Below are 19,600 nucleotides of genomic sequence, written 5' to 3'. Positions count from 1 at the left end.
CTTAGATTAAATTCGGATTAACTTTATAGCTACTTAATTCATTGCCCTTTGTATCCATCACATGGACAGCACACGCTATACAAGGATCATAAGAGTGAATTTTGCGTATTATCTCTAAAGGCTGTTTTAAATCAGCGATTTTAAGCCCAATCAAACAAGCCTCATAGCTACCCATTTGACCTTTAGCATCTTTTGGGCTAGCATTCCAAGTAGATGGAACGACAGCTTGCCAATTCTCAATCACTCCATTTTTAATTCTACACCAGTGGCTTAGCATACCACGAGGCACATTACCTATAAATCTACCTTTATACTCTTTATTAGCATCAATTTGATATTTAGCGCAAGTGCTATCATCGATTTTTAAATTCTCAATTAGATTATTTAATGCTTTTAGAGCATTATCGGCAATGATTTTTGCCTCAATCATTCTGCATGCAGTTCTACCTAAAGTAGATAAAACAGCACTTACTGGTAAGCCAGTTTCAGCTAGGAATTTATCCACTACTGGCACTACATTTTTATTGCCTTTAGCGTAATTTATTACTATATTTGCGAGTGGGCCAACTTGCATAGGCAAACTATCATATCTTGGGGCTTTAATCCAGCTATATTTACCATCTAAATCAAAGACTTTAGAATCTTCCATTTCGCCCTTAGCATTCAGGGTTTTAGCATCTTTAAATCCTGTGTAATTTGGCGTAGTATCACCATCATAAGGGTGAAGTGGAGCGTCGTTTTTATACCATGAGCGAGTCGCTTCTTCGGTGATTTTGCTCTCATCTACTTCAAATACCTTAGATATATCACCATTTAAGATATAACCACCATCAAATAGATACTCATTAGCACCAATTTGGAAATCTTGATATGTTAATAAATTTGGAGTTCCTACATCATTTACCACACTTGGTTCATTAGCATAGGCTTTAGCAGCCATTACAAGATCTGGCCAATAAGCACGATTAATAAAGTCAGCCATCTCTTGGAATTTAACCATATACTCACCTAATCTTGCTGGGCTTTGAAGATCCATAACGCATGTTACGCCACCTACAGTTAGACTTTGTGGGTGGGGCTGCTTAGCACCAAATACCGCCATAGCTTGAGCGATTGTTCTTTGAAGTCTTAAGCACTCAAGATAGTGACTTAGAGCAATTAGGTTTTGCTCTGGAGTAAATTTATATGTAGAGTGACCCCAATAAGCATTAGCAAATGGCCCAAGGTTGCCTTTTTCTACGAATTTTTTTACTTTATCTTGAACTAATTTTAACTGATCTGCGCCACATGCATATGGAGTATCGCAATATTTAAATGCCTCTTCGCTAGCCTTTTTTGGATCAGCACTAAGAGCACTTACCACATCAACAAAATCAAGCGCATGAAGTTGATAAAAATGCACCGGATGATCATGTAAAAATAGAGCCGCATTCATAAGTGTTCTAGTTAGTTTTGCATTTAGCGGAGGGACTATTCCTAGAGCATCTTCCACAGCCTCTATACCTGCTCTATAGTGTGAAAATGTACATACACCACAAATTCTTTGTGTCATAAATCCAGCATCTCTAGGATCTCTACCTTTTACAATTACCTCAATACCACGCCAAAGAGTTGAGCCACTATAAGCCTCTTTAACTACATTATTTTCATCTACGATTACTTCTACACGAAGATGGCCTTCAATTCTTGTAATAGGATCTACTACTATTCTTTGTTCGCTCATATTTTACTCCTTCTCTTTTGTTGCAGTAGCGATAAGTGCGTGAGCTGCGACAGCTACACCTGTAATTGCTAATACACCTATACCAATTTTATCGCTTATAGCATCTGCCCCAAGCCCATCAAATACAGTATGATATAATCTATCGCCTAGTGGCACTTCAAATGGCCCCATCTGATCCCAAAAATCAGGCTCAGAACAGCCGATACATCCATGACCTGCTTGGATAGGCCAACTAGTGTGTTGATTAAATCTCTCTCTAGAGCAGTTATTAAAGGTATATGGCCCTTTACAGCCGACTTTGTATAAGCAATAGCCATTTTTAGCACCTTCATCGCCAAATTCTTGAACAAATTCACCCGCATCAAAATGCCCTCTTCTCTCGCAAAGATCGTGAATTCTAAGCCCATAAGCCCATTTTGGTCTATTATAGACATCAAGCGCTGGAAGTGTGCCAAATAGTAAGAAATTTAAGACATTACCAACTATATTTTTCTCACTTGGCGGACAGCCTGGGACATTGATTACTGGTTTATTTGTGATTTTGTGAAGTGGTTTTGCGTTTGTAGGGTTTGGGGCTGCAGCTTGAATACCACCAAAGCTAGAGCAAGTCCCGATAGCAAAGATAGCAAGAGCATTATCACTAGCGTGGATAGCATGTTCTCTACCTGTCGTGCCTTTTGGGCCTACTGTTAGATAAAAGGCGCTATCGCCATCTGGAATTCCCCCTTCTACCATTAAGACATATTTACCTTTATACTTTTGTATAGCTTGTTCTAAATTCTCTTCAGCTTGCCAACCAGAAGCTGCCATAACTGTTTCATGATACTCTAAACTGATATAATCAAATATTAAGCTATCAATTGTAGGTGCATCACTTCTTAAAAGACTCTCGCTACAGCCGGTACATTCAGCCATATGGAGCCAAATCACAGGCAATCTATCGCTAAGCTCAGCTGCTTGAGCTACCATAGGTGCAAAACTAGCCGGCAAGGCCATAAGAGCAGTCATCGCTCCAGCCCATTTCATAAAATCTCTACGAGTAAAGCCGTGTTCGTTTAAAACATCCATAATAGAGCTATTTGCTTTCATTTTTGGAAGTTTGGCTAATTCTGATAGCCTATTTTGTATGGTGGTTATATTATGATTATCTACCATAAATTTCCCCTTTAATTGAGATTAAATTTATCTTAAAAATAAATTCTTTACCTGTTATTTTACTATCATTTAACTTAATAAATTTGATAAATCAAAATTAAATTTTAATTTTAAAGTTAAATTAATACAAATGGGCTAAAATCGGCTATTTTGCTACAAATTTAGGACTAAATAGGCAGTTTTTATTGCAAATTTAAAAAACAAAAAGTTAATAATACAAACTTTATCCCAGTTAAATTGAAGTATTAAATTCACTATTTAAATTTTATATATTAATAAAATTAACAATACATATGCATAAGATCATTGGTACTGTTATAATTATTAGGCTATTTTTCATCACATTTGTAAGACTGCATAAAACAAAAAACAAATCACTGTAAATATCTAAAGCCAAATATTATTAATTTCATACTTACTAAACATAGGTCATCAAAATTATTATTATAATTAGCACACATAAATCTAAAAAATAATATAAAAGAAAGTTATTTAAAAATTAAAGAGAGCATAACCCTCTTTAATTTGGATAAATTCAAGCATAAATATCTAGCTTGCCAAGCTTTAAAGCCTCATTTTGAATAAATTGTGTAGGATTAGTTATTCTTGTAGGTGCTTCTATGTTTGGAGTTTGCATATTGATATCTGCTGTTTGACCAAACAGTTTTGCCATCATATTTTGTTCGACATCGATTGACTTTTTTAGCACCATTGTGCTAGCTACTAAACTAGCCTCTGCACTTCCACTCATACCTGCTAACATTTTTAACTCCTTAAAATTTAGTCATAAGTATAATCGACTAAAATATAAATTTTATTATTTTTTGGTGATTTTATATAAAAAATTTCCGCTACTTTGGATTATTTGAACCATTACTATCAAGATAATTACCGTATATGCCATAATATCTGGGCGAAATCTTTGAAATCCATATCTCATAGCTACATCGCCAAGGCCACCACCGCCAACGGCGCCCGCCATAGCGGTAAATCCGATCACAACTATAAGCGTAAGTGTGATAGCATTTATAATGCTTGGCAACGCTTCTATAAATATAACCTTAAATATTATCTGCGTTTTGGTGGCTCCATAGCTTAATGCTGCTTCTATAATGCTACTATCTACTTCATTCATCGCATTTTCGATTAATCTAGCGATAAATGGCGCTGAGCCGATAGTGAGCGGGACTATGGCTGCTGTCGTGCCAATACTGGTGCCAACAATAAATTTAGTAAATGGAAATAAGACAATTATAAGAATAATAAATGGAAAACTTCTAAGCGTATTTACTATAATATCCAATGCATTGTATATTGCTTTATTTGGTTTTAGGCCATTTTTAGAGGTTATAACTAAGATTATAGCCAGTCCAAGACCTATAATAAAAGCCAAAAGCGTAGATACAAAAGCCATATATAAGGTATCAATCGTGGCTTCAAAAAGCAATTTTGATATCATTTACTCTCCTTTATAATCTCATATAGAGCACCTGAATTTTTGATGAATTCTTCTACTTTAAGCTCATATTTTGGTTCTACATTGATAACCAAGCTACCAAGAACGCTACCACCTAGCTTTTCTAATTTTCCCCAAACTATGTTAAAATCAATATCAAGCTTTCTAGCCATATTGGTTATGATGCTATGCATCGCTACATTTGGCGGGAAAAATATCTTAATATTTACGCCAGTATTTGGCAAAATCTCCTCTTCGCCTAGGAAGTTTTTCATATTTTTATTAGGATTTAAAAATAGCTCTACAATTGAGCCTGAATTTGTGATTAAGCCTTGTTCGAATAAAATAGCTCGATTGGCTATGCTTTTTACCACATCCATCTCGTGTGTGACTAGCACGATTGTGATGCCAAGGCGCTCATTTATCTCTTTAAGTAGGCTTAAAATTTGCTTTGTGGTGTTTGGATCTAGCGCACTTGTGGCTTCATCGCTTAATAATATTTTTGGGTTAAGTGCTAAAGCCCTAGCTATAGCAACTCTTTGCTTTTGGCCGCCACTTAACTGACTTGGATAGCTTCTAGATTTATCTTTTAATCCTATCAGCTCCAAAAGCTCATCAACACGGATTTTTATAGCTTTTTCATCATAGCCCCACACACGCAGTGGCATAGCGATATTATCAAAAACCGTTTTTCTACTCATTAAAGCAAAGTGTTGAAATATCATACCGATATCTTTTCTAAGCTCCCTAAGAGCGTTTTCATGTAATGAATTTATCTCACGCCCTAGCACCTTCAAGCTACCACCTTGATAGCTCTCAAGCCCATTTATACAGCGTAAAAGTGTGCTTTTACCAGCACCGCTATGACCGACGATAGCGAAAATTTCACCCTTATTTATCTCACAACTAACATCATTTATGATGAGATTTTTGCCGTAATATTTTTTTAAATTTTGTATTTGTATCATCTATTTATCTTTAACTTTTATATTAGAGTTTGACATTCTTTTTACATGACTTATGGGGGTTTTGTAAAAATTTTCAAAAACTAAAGCATGAAATTCATCAATCTGATCTTTTGTATTTATTTCAAAAGTTATATCATAGTCTTTTGCATATTTTTTATAAGCTTCAATATTTGTTTGAAAATAACCTATTTTATTTTCCTCTTTCTTCATGATTTGAGCTATTTTTATAAGTTGTCTTTTTCCTAAATCTTTAAAATCTAAATTGACTTTTAATAATTCATTAGTTTTAAATTTGTCAAACTCTTTTTCACTAGCTTCCCTATAATATTTAGAAAAATTTGGAAATACTTTTTCTAAATCATTAAAAACTTTGAAATAAATCTTTTTATTTTTTGCATCTAAAATAATATCTGTTCTATTTTCAAATTTTATTCTTTTTTTTTGATCTGTTTCTACTTTTACACCTTTTTGACCTTTGTCCAAGGTATCAAAGGTTAGCCAAGAAGAGGTTATTAAAGCAGATGGTAAGATTCTTTGAAAATATATAAGATCGCCAAGTTTATAATAGATGACTTTTAAATTTAAAAAATCATCTTCTTTAATTGACTTAGTATTTGTAGTATTTATAAAGCCATCATCTATATCTTCATTTTCATAATTTATAAAAAAAACTTGATTTTCTTCTAATAATTTACATTTAGCATCAAACTTTTTTTCCTCTGTGTTTTCAATAATATTTTGATCCCAAAGTTTGTTATCAATGTCCAAAATTTTTATAAATTTATCTTTTGTTTTTCCAAATAAACTAATTTTCATTTCTCTCCTTTTCATAATGTTCTAAAAATACAAAATCATTTAATCTTATTAAATTAGTTTGCTTATTGACATTTTTGATTATATTTTTTGAGATTAAAAATATTTTATAATTTGCGGATTTATTATTTTTAATCTCAGCTTCATAGAAATTATAGCATAGCAAAAGATACGGATTGAAATATGAAAATTTACCTTTTATAACAAATAAAAAAACTATAACATACACTATAAAAAATAATATAATATCATTTATGCTTAACGAAATTACAAAATACGCTATATAAATTGGTATATATTTCGGTTCTGCTATTTCTATTGATTCTATATTTGCGTGTTCATCATTAGTTTTTTTGGTTTGTAAATATATATAAAAATTAGAAAATCCATATCCAGCTATGCAAATTAATAAAGCCCAAAGCCAATAAGCTAAATCGCTTTTTAGCAAAAAAATAATCAACATAGGCGTCAAAGATAACAAAACATAAATATAATACAAAAATTTACTCCCCTAAATTTCCAAGCTCACTACATACTTTTTCAAATTTAGCTTTTGCGGTGGCTAGACCTTCTTGATTGGTTTTAAGCACACTTTCAGGTGCGTTGGCTACGAATTTTTCATTATTTAGCATATTTTCAAGTTTAGCTATCTCTTTTTCAAGCTTTGATTTTTGTGAGTTTAGTCGTGCTATAATGGCCGTTGTATCCACGCCAGCAAGCGGTATAAAGCTCTCTAAATTCTCGCTCACATCTCTAGCGGAATTAGGGATAATATCTTTTGTTATCTCTACATTTTCACATTTAGCAAGTAGTTTGATAAAGTTTAGGTAGCTAGCGATATCAAGATTGCTATTTAATTTTATAAAGACTTTTGAGATTTTGGCGTTGCCTTGGTCTATCGTTGCTTTAGCACGGCGAATGCTTATTATGGCTTCGATTATTAGCTCAAATTTAGATATGATAGCTTCATCTATTTTGCTAGCTTTTGGGTATTTAGAGATCATTATGGAGGTAGAATTTTCTAAATTTGTGCCACTTAATTCGTGATATAGATACTCGCTGATAAAAGGCATAAATGGGCTTAATAATTTCATACTCTCTTTGAAAATAGAGCCAAGCTCGCTAATTGCGCTCTTATCGGCTTTTGATAGCTCAATCCCCCAATCACAAAATTCATCCCATAGGAATTTATACACCCTATCTGCTGCGTCATTAAATCTATAGCTATCAAGTGCTTTTCTTGTTTCGTTTATAGCGATTTTAAAGCGATTTAGTATATATTTGCCAAGCTCTGTATGCACGGCATTTTCATCAAGATCGCTGAATTTATCTACATTCATACGCAAGAATTTGGTAGCGTTATATAATTTGTTGGTGAAATTTCGGCTTAAAACCATCTGCTCATCGCTCATTCTGACATCACGACCTTGAGCGCATAAGATAGTTAGCGTAAAGCGAAGTATATCGGCTGAATACTCATCGATCATATCTAGTGGGTCTATTATATTTCCACTTGATTTGCTCATCTTTTTGCCATCTTTGTCTTTGACAAGAGCGTGTAGATATATATCTTTAAAAGGTAGCTCTCCTAAGGCGTTGTTGCTTTGAAACATCATTCTAGCCACCCAGAAAAATAGTATATCAAATCCGGTAATTAGCATGGAATTTGGATAAAATTCGCTTAAATCACTCTCAAGCCACTTCTCATTTTTAAGCGCATTACCATTTCCCCAGCCAAGCGTGCTAAAAGGCCAAAGCCCACTAGAAAACCAAGTATCAAGCACATCGGGGTCTTGGGTGAATTTATCTCCACCACATTTTGGGCATTTGAGTGGTTTTTCATCTTCATCTGCCCACTCATGTCCGCACTCGCAGTAAAATACAGGAATTCGATGCCCCCACCATAATTGACGGCTTATACACCAATCTTTTAACTCTCTCATCCAAGCATTAAAGCTATTTATCCAATGTGATGGGTAGAATTTTGCTCTGCCTTCATTTACACTTTTGATAGCTTCATCGGCGATAGCGGATTTGACAAACCATTGTTTAGAGATATATGGCTCAACTACATTTTTACAGCGGTAGCAATACCCAACTTGGTTTTCATAATCCTCAATCTTTTCTACAAAGCCCTTGCTCTCTAGCTCGGCTACTACCATATCTCTAGCTTCAAGTCTTTCTAAGCCTTTGAATTTAGCACAATAATCATTTAAAATTCCCTTTTCATCAAAGATTGTTATAAACTCCAAATTATGCCTTTTGCCTACTTCATAGTCGTTTGTATCGTGCGCCGGAGTTACTTTGACTACGCCAGTACCAAAGCTCATATCTACATGATTATCGGCTATAATTTTGATTTTACGCTCAATTAGTGGTAAAATCAGCTCTTTGCCTATTAAATTTCTATATCTTTCATCATTTGGATTTACCATTACAGCAGTGTCGCCAAAATATGTTTCTGGTCTAGTTGTAGCAACTACTACAAATTTAGATTTTTCATCGGCTAATGGATATTTTAAGTGGTATAATTTGCCTTTATTTGCTTTATGCTCGACTTCTACATCGCTTAAAGCTCCATCGTGCGTACACCAATTTACCATATAATTTCCACGGATTATAAGCCCTTTATTATACAAGCTTACAAAGGCTTTTCTCACAGCATTTTTAAGCCCTTCATCCATAGTAAATCTCTCTCTACTCCAAGCAGGCGTTATCCCAAGGCGACGCATTTGATAGACGATTTGACCGCCGCTTTTTTCTTTCCATTCCCAGGTTTTTTTAAGGAATTCTTCTCTACCGATTTGCTCTTTTGTAACCCCACTAGCTAGAAGTTGCTTTTCAACTACATTTTGAGTAGCTATCCCAGCGTGGTCAAGTCCTGGCTGCCAAAGGGTTTTATAGCCATCCATCCTTTTGTATCTTGTAATTATATCTTGTAAAGTAAAGGTAAGCGCATGCCCTATATGTAGGACTCCTGTGACATTTGGCGGTGGCATCATGATACAAAAAGTTTTATTATCTTCTTGAATATTTTTATTCCCATCAATCTCAAAATATCCACGCTCTTCGCAGATTTTATAAAATTTCTCTTCTATTGTTTTTGGATCATAAAATTCAGCCATTTTTTGCCTTTAGTGATAGATAAAAATGTGCGATTTTAGCTAAATTTATATAAATAAATAATAAAATTTATGAAGCTATAAGCCATTTTAATGGATAATAGCAACTTTGGAATTTTAAATTATGAAAGGATTAAGATGGATTTTCGCATTGAAAAAGACACAATGGGTGAGATCAAGGTGCCTAATGACAAATATTGGGGAGCTCAAACCGAGAGAAGTTTAGAAAATTTTAAAATCGGTAAAGGCACAATGCCAAGTGAGGTTATAGAAGGTTTTGCCTATCTTAAAAAGGCTTGCGCTATCGTAAATAACAAACTTGGCCGCTTAGATGATGCTAAAACAAAGGCTATTTCTCAAGCTTGCGATGAGGTACTAGCCGGTAAATTAGATGGCAATTTCCCGCTTGTAGTATGGCAAACAGGTAGCGGAACTCAATCAAATATGAATTTAAACGAAGTTATCGCTAACCGCTCTACTGAGATTTTGGGTGAGGATTTTAGAGTTAAAAAATTAATCCATCCAAATGATGATGTAAATAAAGGTCAAAGCTCAAATGATACTTATCCGACAGCTATGAGAATTGCTTTTGTTTTAGAGCTTCAAAAACAGCTTTTCCCAGCTATTGATAAGCTTTTAGCTACACTTGAAGCAAAGAGCAAAGAGTTTGCTAATATTGTTAAAATCGGTAGAACTCACTTACAAGATGCCACACCTTTAACCTTAGGTCAAGAGTTTAGTGGATATGTTCACATGCTAAAAGCTAGTAAAGATCAAATTCTAGCTACTATTCCATTTTTAGAAGAGCTTGCTATTGGTGGAACAGCGGTGGGAACAGGGCTAAATAGCCATCCAGATTTTAGTCCTATGGTGAGTGAAGTTTTAAATGAGATAACTAAAACTGAGTTTAAATTTAAATCTCATCCAAATAAATTTCACGGCCTTACAAGCCACGATGCTGAAGTATTTTTAAGTGGTGCTTTAAATGGTCTTGGGGCAAATTTAATGAAAATCGCAAATGATATCAGATGGTTAGCAAGTGGCCCAAGATGCGGTATCGGCGAAATAAATATCCCTGAAAACGAGCCAGGAAGCTCTATCATGCCAGGTAAAGTCAATCCTACTCAATGTGAGGCCGTGACCATGGTAGCAGTCCAAGTAGCAGGCAATCATGTAAGTGTAGCAATGGGCGCATCTCAAGGTAATTTTGAGTTAAATGTATTTAAGCCTGTAATTGCTCACAATATTTTAGAGAGCATTAGATTGTTAAGCGATTCTATGGTTAGCTTTAATGACCATTGCGCTATCGGAATTACCGCAAATGAAGCTAAAATCGATAAACTTCTTCACGAAAGCCTTATGCTTGTAACTGCTCTAAATCCACATATTGGATATGAAAATGCTGCTAAAATAGCTAAAACAGCTCACAAAAATGGCACAACCTTAAAAGAAGAAGCTATAAATTTAGGTCTTTTGACAGCTGCTCAGTTTGATGAGTGGGTAAAACCTGAAGATATGACCGCTCCTAAGAAATAGAGGTGGATTTAATTTTGCAATGACATAAAATTAGTTATGAATTTACTACCCTATATGTCATTGCAAGGAAGTTGCTTGCAACTTCCAAACAGATCTTTTAAATTTATTTTAATTCATAAAGCAGCATTCAATACAAAGTAATCCTAAGTAAAAATACCATCTATTAAAATTAACTCTAAAAGATTTAAAGAAGATGTAAAAATCTATATTTAAATTTACTACAAGTTCCAACAATGATTAATTGGCCCATTTCCATGACCAATAACCAGACCGCTTTTGAGTGCGTTTGTTACATACTCTTTAGCATTTTTTACTGATTGATTAATACTTGACCCACTAGCGATATTACACGCAATAGCAGAAGATAGAGTGCAACCTGTACCATGAGTATTATTAGTATCTACTTTAGGAACACAAAATTGGCTAAATTCACCATTTTCATAGAGCAAATCAACTGCAGCATCTTCTCTTAAATGACCACCCTTTATTAATACACTTTTACAGCCATAATTACTAATTTTAATAGCTGCAGCTTTCATATCATCCATATTTTTTATCTCCATACCGCTTAATACACTTGCTTCAGGTAAATTTGGCGTTACTACACTTGCAAGATTAAAAAGCTCTTTAGTATAAACTTCTAGAGCACTCTCATCCATTAATCTTCCTCCAGTTGTTGCCACCATCACAGGGTCTAAAATTATATTTGTACAGTTATATTTTTTAAGCATTTTAGCAACCGAACGCATAATATCTGCATTTGAGAGCATTCCTAATTTTATTGCATCTGGAGTTATATCACTTAAAACTGAATCTATTTGTGCCTCTACAAACTCAGGCGAACAGTTCAAAACTCCACTAACTGCTGTAGTATTTTGTGCAGTTAGCGAGACTATTACTGCCATTGCGTAGTGCTTATGAGCTGTAATTGTTTTTATATCAGCTTGAATCCCTGCCCCGCCTGATGGATCTGAACCTGCTATAGATAGTACTTTTTTCATATTTTTCCTTTATATTAACTGAAATTTATAATCAGTTTTGTATAATAGCAAGTCAAATTTAACATTTAAGGATAAAACAATGAAAAAACTACTAGCTTTAAGCCTTGTTGCTGCAAGCCTTGTAAGCTCTGCACTTGCTACAACTCTAAAAGTTGGCGCCACTCCGGTTCCTCACGCTGAAATACTTGAATTTATAGCTCCAGAGTTGAAAAAATCAGGTATAAATTTGGAGATAAAAGTATTTAACGACTATGTAATCCCAAATATTGCAGTTGAAGATGGTGATTTAGATGCTAATTTTTTCCAGCATATACCATATTTAGACGAATTTAATAAAAATAAAGGCACTCACCTAGTTAAAACTGTTGGTGTCCATTTAGAACCAATGGGTGTTTATAGTAAAAAAATTAAATCTTTAAGCGAGTTAAAAAATGGTGCAATAGTAAGCATTCCAAATGACCCTACAAACGAAAGCCGTGCGCTTGATGTACTAGTATCTGCTAAATTAATAGAAATTGATACAAATGTAAAGCTACGCACTCCTTTAGATATTACTAAAAACCCTAAAAATCTCAAATTTAAAGAGATAGAAGCAGCTACTTTGCCACGTACTTTAGATGATGTAGATATTGCAGTTATTAACACAAATTTTGCAATGAATGCAAACCTAAACCCTACAAAAGATGCTCTAGTAATCGAATCTAAAGAGAGTCCATATGTAAATATTGTAGTTGTAAAAGATGGAAATCAAAATAAAGATGGTATAAAAGCTCTTAATAAAGCATTGCAAACTCAAGCTATTAAGGATTTCATAACTGAAAAATATAAAGGCTCTATAGTTCCAGCTTTCTAAATTTAAAATCATTTTTAAGCTAATTTTGGGGTTATTTTAGATATAATTAACCCCAAATTTTTATAAATTAAGGATATAAAATGTCAAAAAGATGTGCAATTACAGGCAAAGGCCCTATGGTTGGAAACAATGTAAGCCACGCTAACAACAGAACAAAAAGAAGATTTATGCCAAACCTTCGCACAGTGCGTGTAACATTAGAAGATGGAACAACTAGAAAAATCAGAGTTGCAGCTTCTACATTAAGAACAATGAAAAAACAATCAAAATAACCATTTAAAAAGAGGAATTTATGTCTTTGATTAAAAAGATTAAAAAGTTCCTCCACTGGACTGATGAGTCCAAACCCGAATATGATCTAAATACTGAACTTTATCAACAGTTAAAAGCCTTCCGACTTCCATTAATATTTGTCGTACTAATGATGTTATTTGGTACATTAGGATATATGATTACTAGCGGTTTTACACTAATAGATGCGATATATCAAGCCGGAATGACATTTACAACTGTTGGATTTACCGAAGTCTCACAAATCACTACCACTGGACGTCTTTTTACCATCGTTTTTATACTTATAGGATTTTGTTTGTTTACATTTTCTATGGGTCTTGTTATCGAGATTATTAAAAAAGGTGTCTTAACTAGGATTTTAAAGGAAAGAAGCATGATATATAAGATCGCAAGACTTAAAAATCACTTCGTAATCTGCTATCATAATCTCTATACTATCGAGCTTTCAAGGCAATTTAGAGAAAACCACATTCCATTTGTAGTTATTGATAGCAGAGAAGATTTAGCTCAAATAGCTGAAACATATAAATATCCATACTATATAATAGATGAACCTCATACCCAATCAGCTATCTTAAAATCACACCTCTCTAGCGCTAAAGGCCTAATCACTCTAAGCCCGCACATAGCCGATAATATCGCCCTTATTGCTACAGTTAGATTATACGAAAAAGAGCTTGGTAGGATTAAACCATATTTTATTATGACTAACTCAGATAATGATAATGACACCCAAAAGCTAATAAAACTAGGCGCAGACTCAGTAGTAAGCCCATCAAAGCTAGTCGCTCAAAGAATCTCAGCTATGAGTGTACGCCCTGATATGGAAAACATCCTAGAGCAATTTTTATACAAAAAAGATTCTCCTATAGATATGGAGGAGATTAGAGTCCCAGAGGCTTCATGGATGAGATTTAAAAGAATAAAAGAGACTCATTTAAGAAAACTTACAAATGCTGATATCGTCGGTATCACAGACCAAAATGGTAAGTTCAATCCAATGCCAAATGGCGATACTTTAATTGGCACTAGCTCAAAGCTATTAGTAATTGGAACTGCTGAGAGCATCAGAGCAACAAAACGGCTAATTTTTAGCAAATACAAACCAGAGGAGCTAAAATATGTTTAACCTAATCAGTCTTAAAAACGGCCTTGAAAATGTAGATGGATTTTTCTTTGGTGGCGTTAGCACTGGGCTTAAACCAAATGGTGATAACGACCTTGGATTTATCAGAGCCGATGAGCCATTTATGATTTCAGCTAAATTTACATCAAATAAATTTCAAGCTGCACCTATTGTCCATTTTAAACGTTATGAAAAAGGATTTAAATCAAATTTCTTACTACTAAATTCAAAAAATGCCAATGCAATGACAGGGCAAAGCGGCGTAGATGATATTGATGAACTTTTTAAGATTTTAAATCAAAAAACCCCGCTAATAAATCCAATTATGAGCTCTACTGGAGTGATTGGATATAGATTAAATCAAGAAAAAATCAGATCTGGATTTGATAAATTTGATCTTAATCAAAAAAGCAGTGACTCTGTAGCAAGGGCAATTATGACTACTGATAGCTTTAAAAAAGAGATAGCTTTTAGAGTTGAGCTTGAAAATGGCAAAAGCTTTAATATTGCAGCCATTTGCAAAGGTGCAGGTATGATAAATCCAGCATTTGCCACTATGCTTTGCTTTATTCTTACTGATGCAGCTATACTGCAAAGCGATATGGATGAACTACTAAAAGAGACGACAAAATATAGCTTTGATGCTGTAAGCGTAGATGGAGATACTAGTACTAATGATACACTAATGCTACTTAGTTCAGGCAAAAGTGGCGTATATGATAAAGAAGCTTTTAAATTTGCCTTAGATAAAATCACATTAGAAATGGCTCTAAATTTAGTCAAAGATGGTGAAGGAAGCACCAAAGTTGTCGCCTTTGAAGTAAAAGGTGCTGCTAGCGATGATGAAGCTAGCAAAGCAGCTAAGGCGCTCTCAAATTCGCTTTTAGTCAAAACAGCTATTTTTGGAGAGGATCCAAACTGGGGTAGGATAGCCTCCACAATCGGCGCTAGCGGCATAGAATGCGATAGCACTAAATTAGCTATATACTATGATGATGTACTAGTATATGATAAAGATCACCCTGAGCTAGATGAAGCAAGAGAGCAAAAAGCGCACACAGTAATGAAAAAGGATAGTTATCGTATCATTTGTGATTTAGGTATTGCAAATGGTAAATTTACTGCATATGGATGCGATCTAGGGCATACTTATGTTAAAATCAATGCCGATTATAGATCATAATTGGCTTGGTTTAAGTATCTTTTTTGTATAATGTCGAGATTTTAAATTTAAAAGGAGTATAAATGCTACACGAATATAGAGATTTAATCACAGAATTAAAGGGCAAAAATGCACATTTTGATGCTGTATTTAACAAACACAATGAACTAGACCAAAGAATTCTAGATGCAGAAGAAGGTCGTGAACATATGGATCAATTTGAGTTAGAAACTCTTAAAAAAGAGAAATTAAGACTAAAAGATGAAGCTTACCATATCTTAATGGAATATAAAAAATCTAAAGCAAATAGCTAAGTAAATTTGGGCTTTTTGCCCAAATTTACTTCGATTGACAATCATTAATAAAAAATATACTTTATCAGTTTATTATAATAATAATTCTTTTTTATATTTTATCGAAATTTAAATATTTTTATTATACAATATACCATAGTTCTAATAGCTCTATAATTAAATAGCTTGTGGCTTTAACAAGTTTAAAGAGTTAAAAAATTAAAAGGAAAAATATGTTTGGTTCAAAAAAAATCGCTCAATATGAAGAACAAATCGTCGCTCTAAAAAAAGAGCTAGAAGCAAAAAATGCTGAAAATAGCAAGCTTCGAGCTGAGTTACAAAAGCTTATGGCTTCTCAAACCAATCTAAAACAGTGCGAAATAATAACCGAAATAGCTCAAAATATGATTGAAGGCGTAAAAGCAAATTCAAGAAATATCCAATCAGGTATAGAGAAAAATCTGGAGCTATCTCGTGCATCTATAGATAAAATTGATTTCAATCTAAATAACATTGCCGAATTAAGCCATTCTAGCAACAAATTGATAGATTCTCTAAATGAGATCACAAGCTCAAGCAACAAAACTCGCACAGCAGCTGAAAACCTACACAAAAGTGTTGATGAGATTACTAATGTAATAAATCTAATCAAAGATATCTCAGATCAAACAAACCTTCTAGCGCTAAATGCCGCTATAGAGGCGGCTCGTGCTGGTGAGCATGGTCGTGGATTTGCCGTTGTTGCTGATGAGGTTAGGAAACTAGCTGAAAGAACTCAAAAAGCAACTGCAGAAGTAGAGATGAATATCAATCTATTAAAACAAAATGCTAGCGATATGTTTGCTCAAAGTGAAGAAGTTGAGACTATCTCAATTGAATCAAATAAACATATTGAAGGCTTTATCGCTAAATTTGATCTATTAGTAAACAATACTAAAGATATAGAACATAACGCAAAACTTATCTCTTATGATATCTTTACAAGCCTTGTTAAGATCGATCATATGCTATTTAAAACAAATGGCTATAATCAAATTTACACTAAAAACTTCGAACAGATGCCAGACCATACAATGTGCCGTCTTGGTAAATGGTGTGAAGATAGTGGTAAAGCTATATTTGGTGATACTGCTGAGTTTAATCAAATTCTTGAACCGCATAGTATGGTGCATAAATATGTCAATTCTGCAATCGACCTTGCAAGTAAAGATTTCTTAAATAACTCTCCAGTAATCATTAAAGAATTTAAAACTTCTGAAGAATATTCTGTTAGATTGTTTGAAATATTTGATTCGATGGTGCTTGCTAAAGCAAAATCGATGCAATAAACCTGAGAGCTTTGGCTCTCACTCTACTCTTTTAATCAAAATCAAATTTAAAACTTGGTAAAATTACAAAAATTAAGGATCAAATTTGAGGCTAATTATTTTAGTTTCTTTGCTTTGCTTGATGCTAAATGGTTTTGAGGCTGCACAGAAGAATACTCCAGTCAATCTAGCATCAAAGCTATCAAAAGGCTCATTTGATATTCAAACTTGTAAGCTACTAACATCACATTATAAAGAGCTTCATGGTAATACCCAGATTTTAAATAGTATTGATTTAATCAATATAGAAGCGATTAAATTTGACCACTGGACAACTAGGGATTTTAGTATAAATATATTTCAAGCTGTAAATACTCATACAAAAAATTATAACTTTTATGGTATTTATACTGCATCACATGATTTAAATTTAGATATTTTTAAACTAACAAACTCTCTAAATACTACCTATGATGACTCACTTGATATTCCAACAGCCTATATGCACTCTACAAACCTTAGTGCTAAGCTGCTTAAAAACACAAAAATCGGAACTATGCTTTATCAAGATGAGACCAAGCAGTATAATACAAGCTACTATATAAATACTAAAATTTATAAGAATTTATATCTAGATTTGTCATTTTATAATACTCAAAGTACAAATAGTTTTTATACTAAATTTACACTTAATTACTAAAGGCTTAAATATGAAAAATTTAATCATAATCCTGGGTGAGGATTTGCAGATAAATCGCCCATTTTTAGACTATTTTTTTACATCTTATAAAGAAAAATTTGGTGCTCTTGCTTCAGTTTATTATATTCAAAACAATGATAAGGAACTACCATTTTATATAGAAAATTTTACCAAAGAGTATGATAATATTACTATTTGTGCTAATGAAAATGGATTTAATACGCTTAGTAAGATTTTAGCTACACTTACAACTGATACGATTGAGCTTAAATTTGAAACACTTATGCCGTCTCAAGTGATTAAATTTAGTAAAAATAGTTTTTTAATATCCCTAAATAACTCTCAAATAAATTTAATCAAAGCCGAACCAATCAAAGAACTACCTGAGATTTTAACTCAAGATGACCAACAATCTAAAATCTTTCATATTATCGATATTGACAAAGAGAGCGCACAAATTTTACTTGAGCCACTCACTGCTAGCTATAATGTAAATATTACTCTAACTACAATAATTGATGGCCTAACCAAGGTCAAAGTTAGCACTAGTAGATATGGACATATCGATAGCTTTATTGATAGCGTTGCTAATTTATTTATTGGTAAAATAATTCCAGCTGATGATATTATCGAATTTACAGCTAAAAAGCTCATTCAAAATGATAAAAAGATAACCTTTGCAGAATCTTGTACCGCAGGAATGTGTGCTGCAGCACTTGGCAATATACCAGGCGTGAGCGTAGCCTTTAGTGGTTCGCTAGTAACATACTCTAATGAGATTAAAAATAGCTGGATAGGTGTTGATAAAGATATTTTAGATAGTTTTGGTGCTGTTAGCGCACAGTGTGCTGAGGCTATGGCTAGCGGAGCGCTAGGATTAGGAGTGGCTGATTATGCTATAGCTATTAGCGGAATAGCTGGCCCAGATGGCGGAAGCACGCAAAAGCCAGTAGGTACAGTATTTATAGCAGTTGCATCTGCAAATAATGTAGCCTCACTAAGACTGCTTTTAAGTGGCGATCGCAACTATATAAGAACACAAAGTGTTCTACACGCTTTTACTTTGCTACTTCGCCAATATCCTGAACTTTGCAAATAGTGCTAAATGACGCTTTTGGCGATGAATTGAGCAAATTCATCGCTATCATTTGGTGCTTTTACCACCTTATAATACTCAAATTTATTCTCATCAGCAATATGCTTATACTCAATCGCTAGCTCAAAATCAGTCTCGGAATTATCAATACAAAAGCTAATTGGATATATTAATGCTTTTTTACTTGGTAAATTTGGAAGTACTTCGCTTAAATTTGGTCCTAGCCACTTTACTGGCCCAAGACGAGATTGATAGGCTAAAGTTATGCTATTAAACTCTAATTTAGCAATACTTAATTTGGATTTTAAAATCTCTAAATGATCTTTTAGATGACGCTCATATAAATCGCCTTTATCAATTACTTTTTGCGGAAGAGAGTGAGCTGAAAATATCAAATCAATCTGCCTAGCATTAGTATCTCCAAGGCTTTTAATAATATCAGCAATAATAATATCATTAAATTTATCATTATTATAAAAATAATCTATAATACTTATTTTAGCGCCAATTTCGAGCTCATCTATAGCCTTTTTAGCAGAATCTAAGCTTGATGTAATTGTAGTAACTGAATGATGAGGATATAGTGGAAAAAGTATTATTTCATCAGCATCTTTATATTTTGCAAGAGTATCAGACGCAAATGGCAGTGTATAGTTCATAGCATAATCAAAGATTAGATTATCAAAGCCAAATTTGGTATTTAGTTTAGCTACCAAAGAGCGTGTTATATCGCCTAAAGCGGACTTGCCGCCTAGTTGAATATAGTTTTGAGTGGCTGGCTTTAATCTCATCATTGTTATAATCCACGCTACAAAAGCTCTTAAATATCTATTTTTAATTCCTAAAATATATGGATCATTAAACATATTAGTTAAAAATACCCTAACTTGACTTAGATTATCTACTCCGCCCATATTTAGCAGTATAACTACTCTTTTCATTTTTTACCTCTTGGCTAAATTTGACTAATTGTATTTAAAAAAACTTAATATTTT

At 33.6% G+C, this 19,600-nt stretch carries 19 protein-coding genes; 9 read left to right on the top strand and 10 right to left on the bottom strand.

Annotation, left to right across the window (positions count from 1 at the left end; all coding sequences use genetic code 11):
• Position 1: 1 nt before the first annotated feature.
• The 8 genes from CIGNP91_RS00660 to CIGNP91_RS00625 form a co-directional block, all read right to left on the bottom strand.
• A complete protein-coding gene (locus tag CIGNP91_RS00660) occupies positions 2–1,723 on the bottom strand; it encodes a nickel-dependent hydrogenase large subunit (protein ID WP_086243031.1) in 1,722 nt (573 codons plus the stop codon).
• Between the two features lie 3 nt (positions 1,724–1,726).
• Positions 1,727–2,878 (bottom strand): hydrogenase small subunit, encoded by a 1,152-nt coding sequence (locus tag CIGNP91_RS00655; RefSeq protein ID WP_086253088.1) that lies wholly within the window; start codon positions 2,876–2,878, stop codon positions 1,727–1,729.
• A 535-nt stretch (positions 2,879–3,413) separates the two neighbouring features.
• Entirely contained in the window at positions 3,414–3,641 is a 228-nt protein-coding gene (locus CIGNP91_RS00650) for a hypothetical protein (RefSeq protein WP_086224115.1), read from the bottom strand.
• 54 nt (positions 3,642–3,695) lie between these two features.
• Positions 3,696–4,337, bottom strand: coding sequence for a methionine ABC transporter permease (locus CIGNP91_RS00645; protein ID WP_086253087.1), 642 nt, complete (start codon positions 4,335–4,337; stop codon positions 3,696–3,698).
• Positions 4,334–5,302: a methionine ABC transporter ATP-binding protein gene (locus CIGNP91_RS00640; protein WP_086253086.1), complete on the bottom strand. Its 969-nt coding sequence runs from the start codon at positions 5,300–5,302 to the stop codon at positions 4,334–4,336. Before CIGNP91_RS00640 ends, CIGNP91_RS00645 begins: the two co-directional genes overlap by 4 nt.
• The gene (locus CIGNP91_RS00635) at positions 5,303–6,118 is read right to left on the bottom strand and encodes a hypothetical protein (protein ID WP_086253085.1); all 816 of its coding nucleotides are present in this window, start codon (positions 6,116–6,118) and stop codon (positions 5,303–5,305) included. It lies immediately after the preceding gene.
• Entirely contained in the window at positions 6,108–6,614 is a 507-nt protein-coding gene (locus CIGNP91_RS00630) for a hypothetical protein (protein WP_086234311.1), read from the bottom strand. The genes CIGNP91_RS00635 and CIGNP91_RS00630 overlap by 11 nt, the downstream gene beginning before the upstream one ends.
• A 4-nt stretch (positions 6,615–6,618) precedes the next feature.
• A complete protein-coding gene (locus tag CIGNP91_RS00625; RefSeq protein WP_086253084.1) occupies positions 6,619–9,240 on the bottom strand; it encodes a valine--tRNA ligase in 2,622 nt (873 codons plus the stop codon).
• Between the two features lie 135 nt (positions 9,241–9,375).
• On the opposite strand from CIGNP91_RS00625, the gene fumC reads away from it, so the two are divergent.
• Complete coding sequence (gene fumC / locus CIGNP91_RS00620; protein WP_086253083.1) at positions 9,376–10,773, top strand: class II fumarate hydratase; 1,398 nt, start codon at positions 9,376–9,378, stop codon at positions 10,771–10,773.
• Positions 10,774–10,991: 218 nt separating this feature from the next.
• On the opposite strand, the gene thiD is transcribed toward fumC, so the two are convergent.
• Complete coding sequence (gene thiD, locus CIGNP91_RS00615; protein ID WP_086226490.1) at positions 10,992–11,774, bottom strand: bifunctional hydroxymethylpyrimidine kinase/phosphomethylpyrimidine kinase; 783 nt, start codon at positions 11,772–11,774, stop codon at positions 10,992–10,994.
• A 79-nt stretch (positions 11,775–11,853) separates the two neighbouring features.
• Here thiD and CIGNP91_RS00610 point away from each other — a divergent pair, with 79 nt between their 5' ends.
• The 8 genes from CIGNP91_RS00610 (at position 11,854) to CIGNP91_RS00575 (ending at position 18,608) form a co-directional block, all read left to right on the top strand.
• A complete protein-coding gene (locus CIGNP91_RS00610) occupies positions 11,854–12,627 on the top strand; it encodes a MetQ/NlpA family ABC transporter substrate-binding protein (RefSeq protein ID WP_086253082.1) in 774 nt (257 codons plus the stop codon).
• 80 nt (positions 12,628–12,707) lie between these two features.
• On the top strand, positions 12,708–12,899 hold the full coding sequence (rpmB, locus tag CIGNP91_RS00605) for a 50S ribosomal protein L28 (RefSeq protein WP_086224106.1): 192 nt from the start codon (positions 12,708–12,710) through the stop codon (positions 12,897–12,899).
• Positions 12,900–12,919: 20 nt separating this feature from the next.
• Positions 12,920–14,050 carry a potassium channel family protein gene (locus CIGNP91_RS00600; protein WP_086226492.1) on the top strand — a complete coding sequence of 377 codons (1,131 nt, stop codon included), beginning with the start codon at positions 12,920–12,922 and terminating at the stop codon, positions 14,048–14,050.
• Positions 14,043–15,230: a bifunctional glutamate N-acetyltransferase/amino-acid acetyltransferase ArgJ gene (argJ, locus tag CIGNP91_RS00595; protein WP_086253081.1), complete on the top strand. Its 1,188-nt coding sequence runs from the start codon at positions 14,043–14,045 to the stop codon at positions 15,228–15,230. Before CIGNP91_RS00600 ends, argJ begins: the two co-directional genes overlap by 8 nt.
• Positions 15,231–15,292: 62 nt before the next feature.
• Positions 15,293–15,523 carry a YdcH family protein gene (locus CIGNP91_RS00590; protein WP_086224103.1) on the top strand — a complete coding sequence of 77 codons (231 nt, stop codon included), beginning with the start codon at positions 15,293–15,295 and terminating at the stop codon, positions 15,521–15,523.
• A 212-nt stretch (positions 15,524–15,735) separates the two neighbouring features.
• A complete protein-coding gene (locus CIGNP91_RS08810; RefSeq protein ID WP_086229499.1) occupies positions 15,736–16,830 on the top strand; it encodes a methyl-accepting chemotaxis protein in 1,095 nt (364 codons plus the stop codon).
• Positions 16,831–16,915: 85 nt separating this feature from the next.
• Positions 16,916–17,509: a hypothetical protein gene (locus CIGNP91_RS00580; protein WP_086253080.1), complete on the top strand. Its 594-nt coding sequence runs from the start codon at positions 16,916–16,918 to the stop codon at positions 17,507–17,509.
• 10 nt (positions 17,510–17,519) lie between these two features.
• Positions 17,520–18,608, top strand: coding sequence for a CinA family protein (locus tag CIGNP91_RS00575; protein ID WP_086229501.1), 1,089 nt, complete (start codon positions 17,520–17,522; stop codon positions 18,606–18,608).
• A 2-nt stretch (positions 18,609–18,610) separates the two neighbouring features.
• On the opposite strand, the gene hemH is transcribed toward CIGNP91_RS00575, so the two are convergent.
• Complete coding sequence (gene hemH / locus CIGNP91_RS00570; RefSeq protein WP_086253079.1) at positions 18,611–19,546, bottom strand: ferrochelatase; 936 nt, start codon at positions 19,544–19,546, stop codon at positions 18,611–18,613.
• Between the last annotated feature and the right edge of the window lie 54 nt (positions 19,547–19,600).

This window comes from Campylobacter sp. P091 (assembly GCF_002138935.1).
Lineage (GTDB): Bacteria > Campylobacterota > Campylobacteria > Campylobacterales > Campylobacteraceae > Campylobacter > Campylobacter devanensis.
The sequence above is the reverse complement of the archived record's forward strand: the minus strand, read 5'-3'. Positions and strand labels throughout refer to the sequence as shown.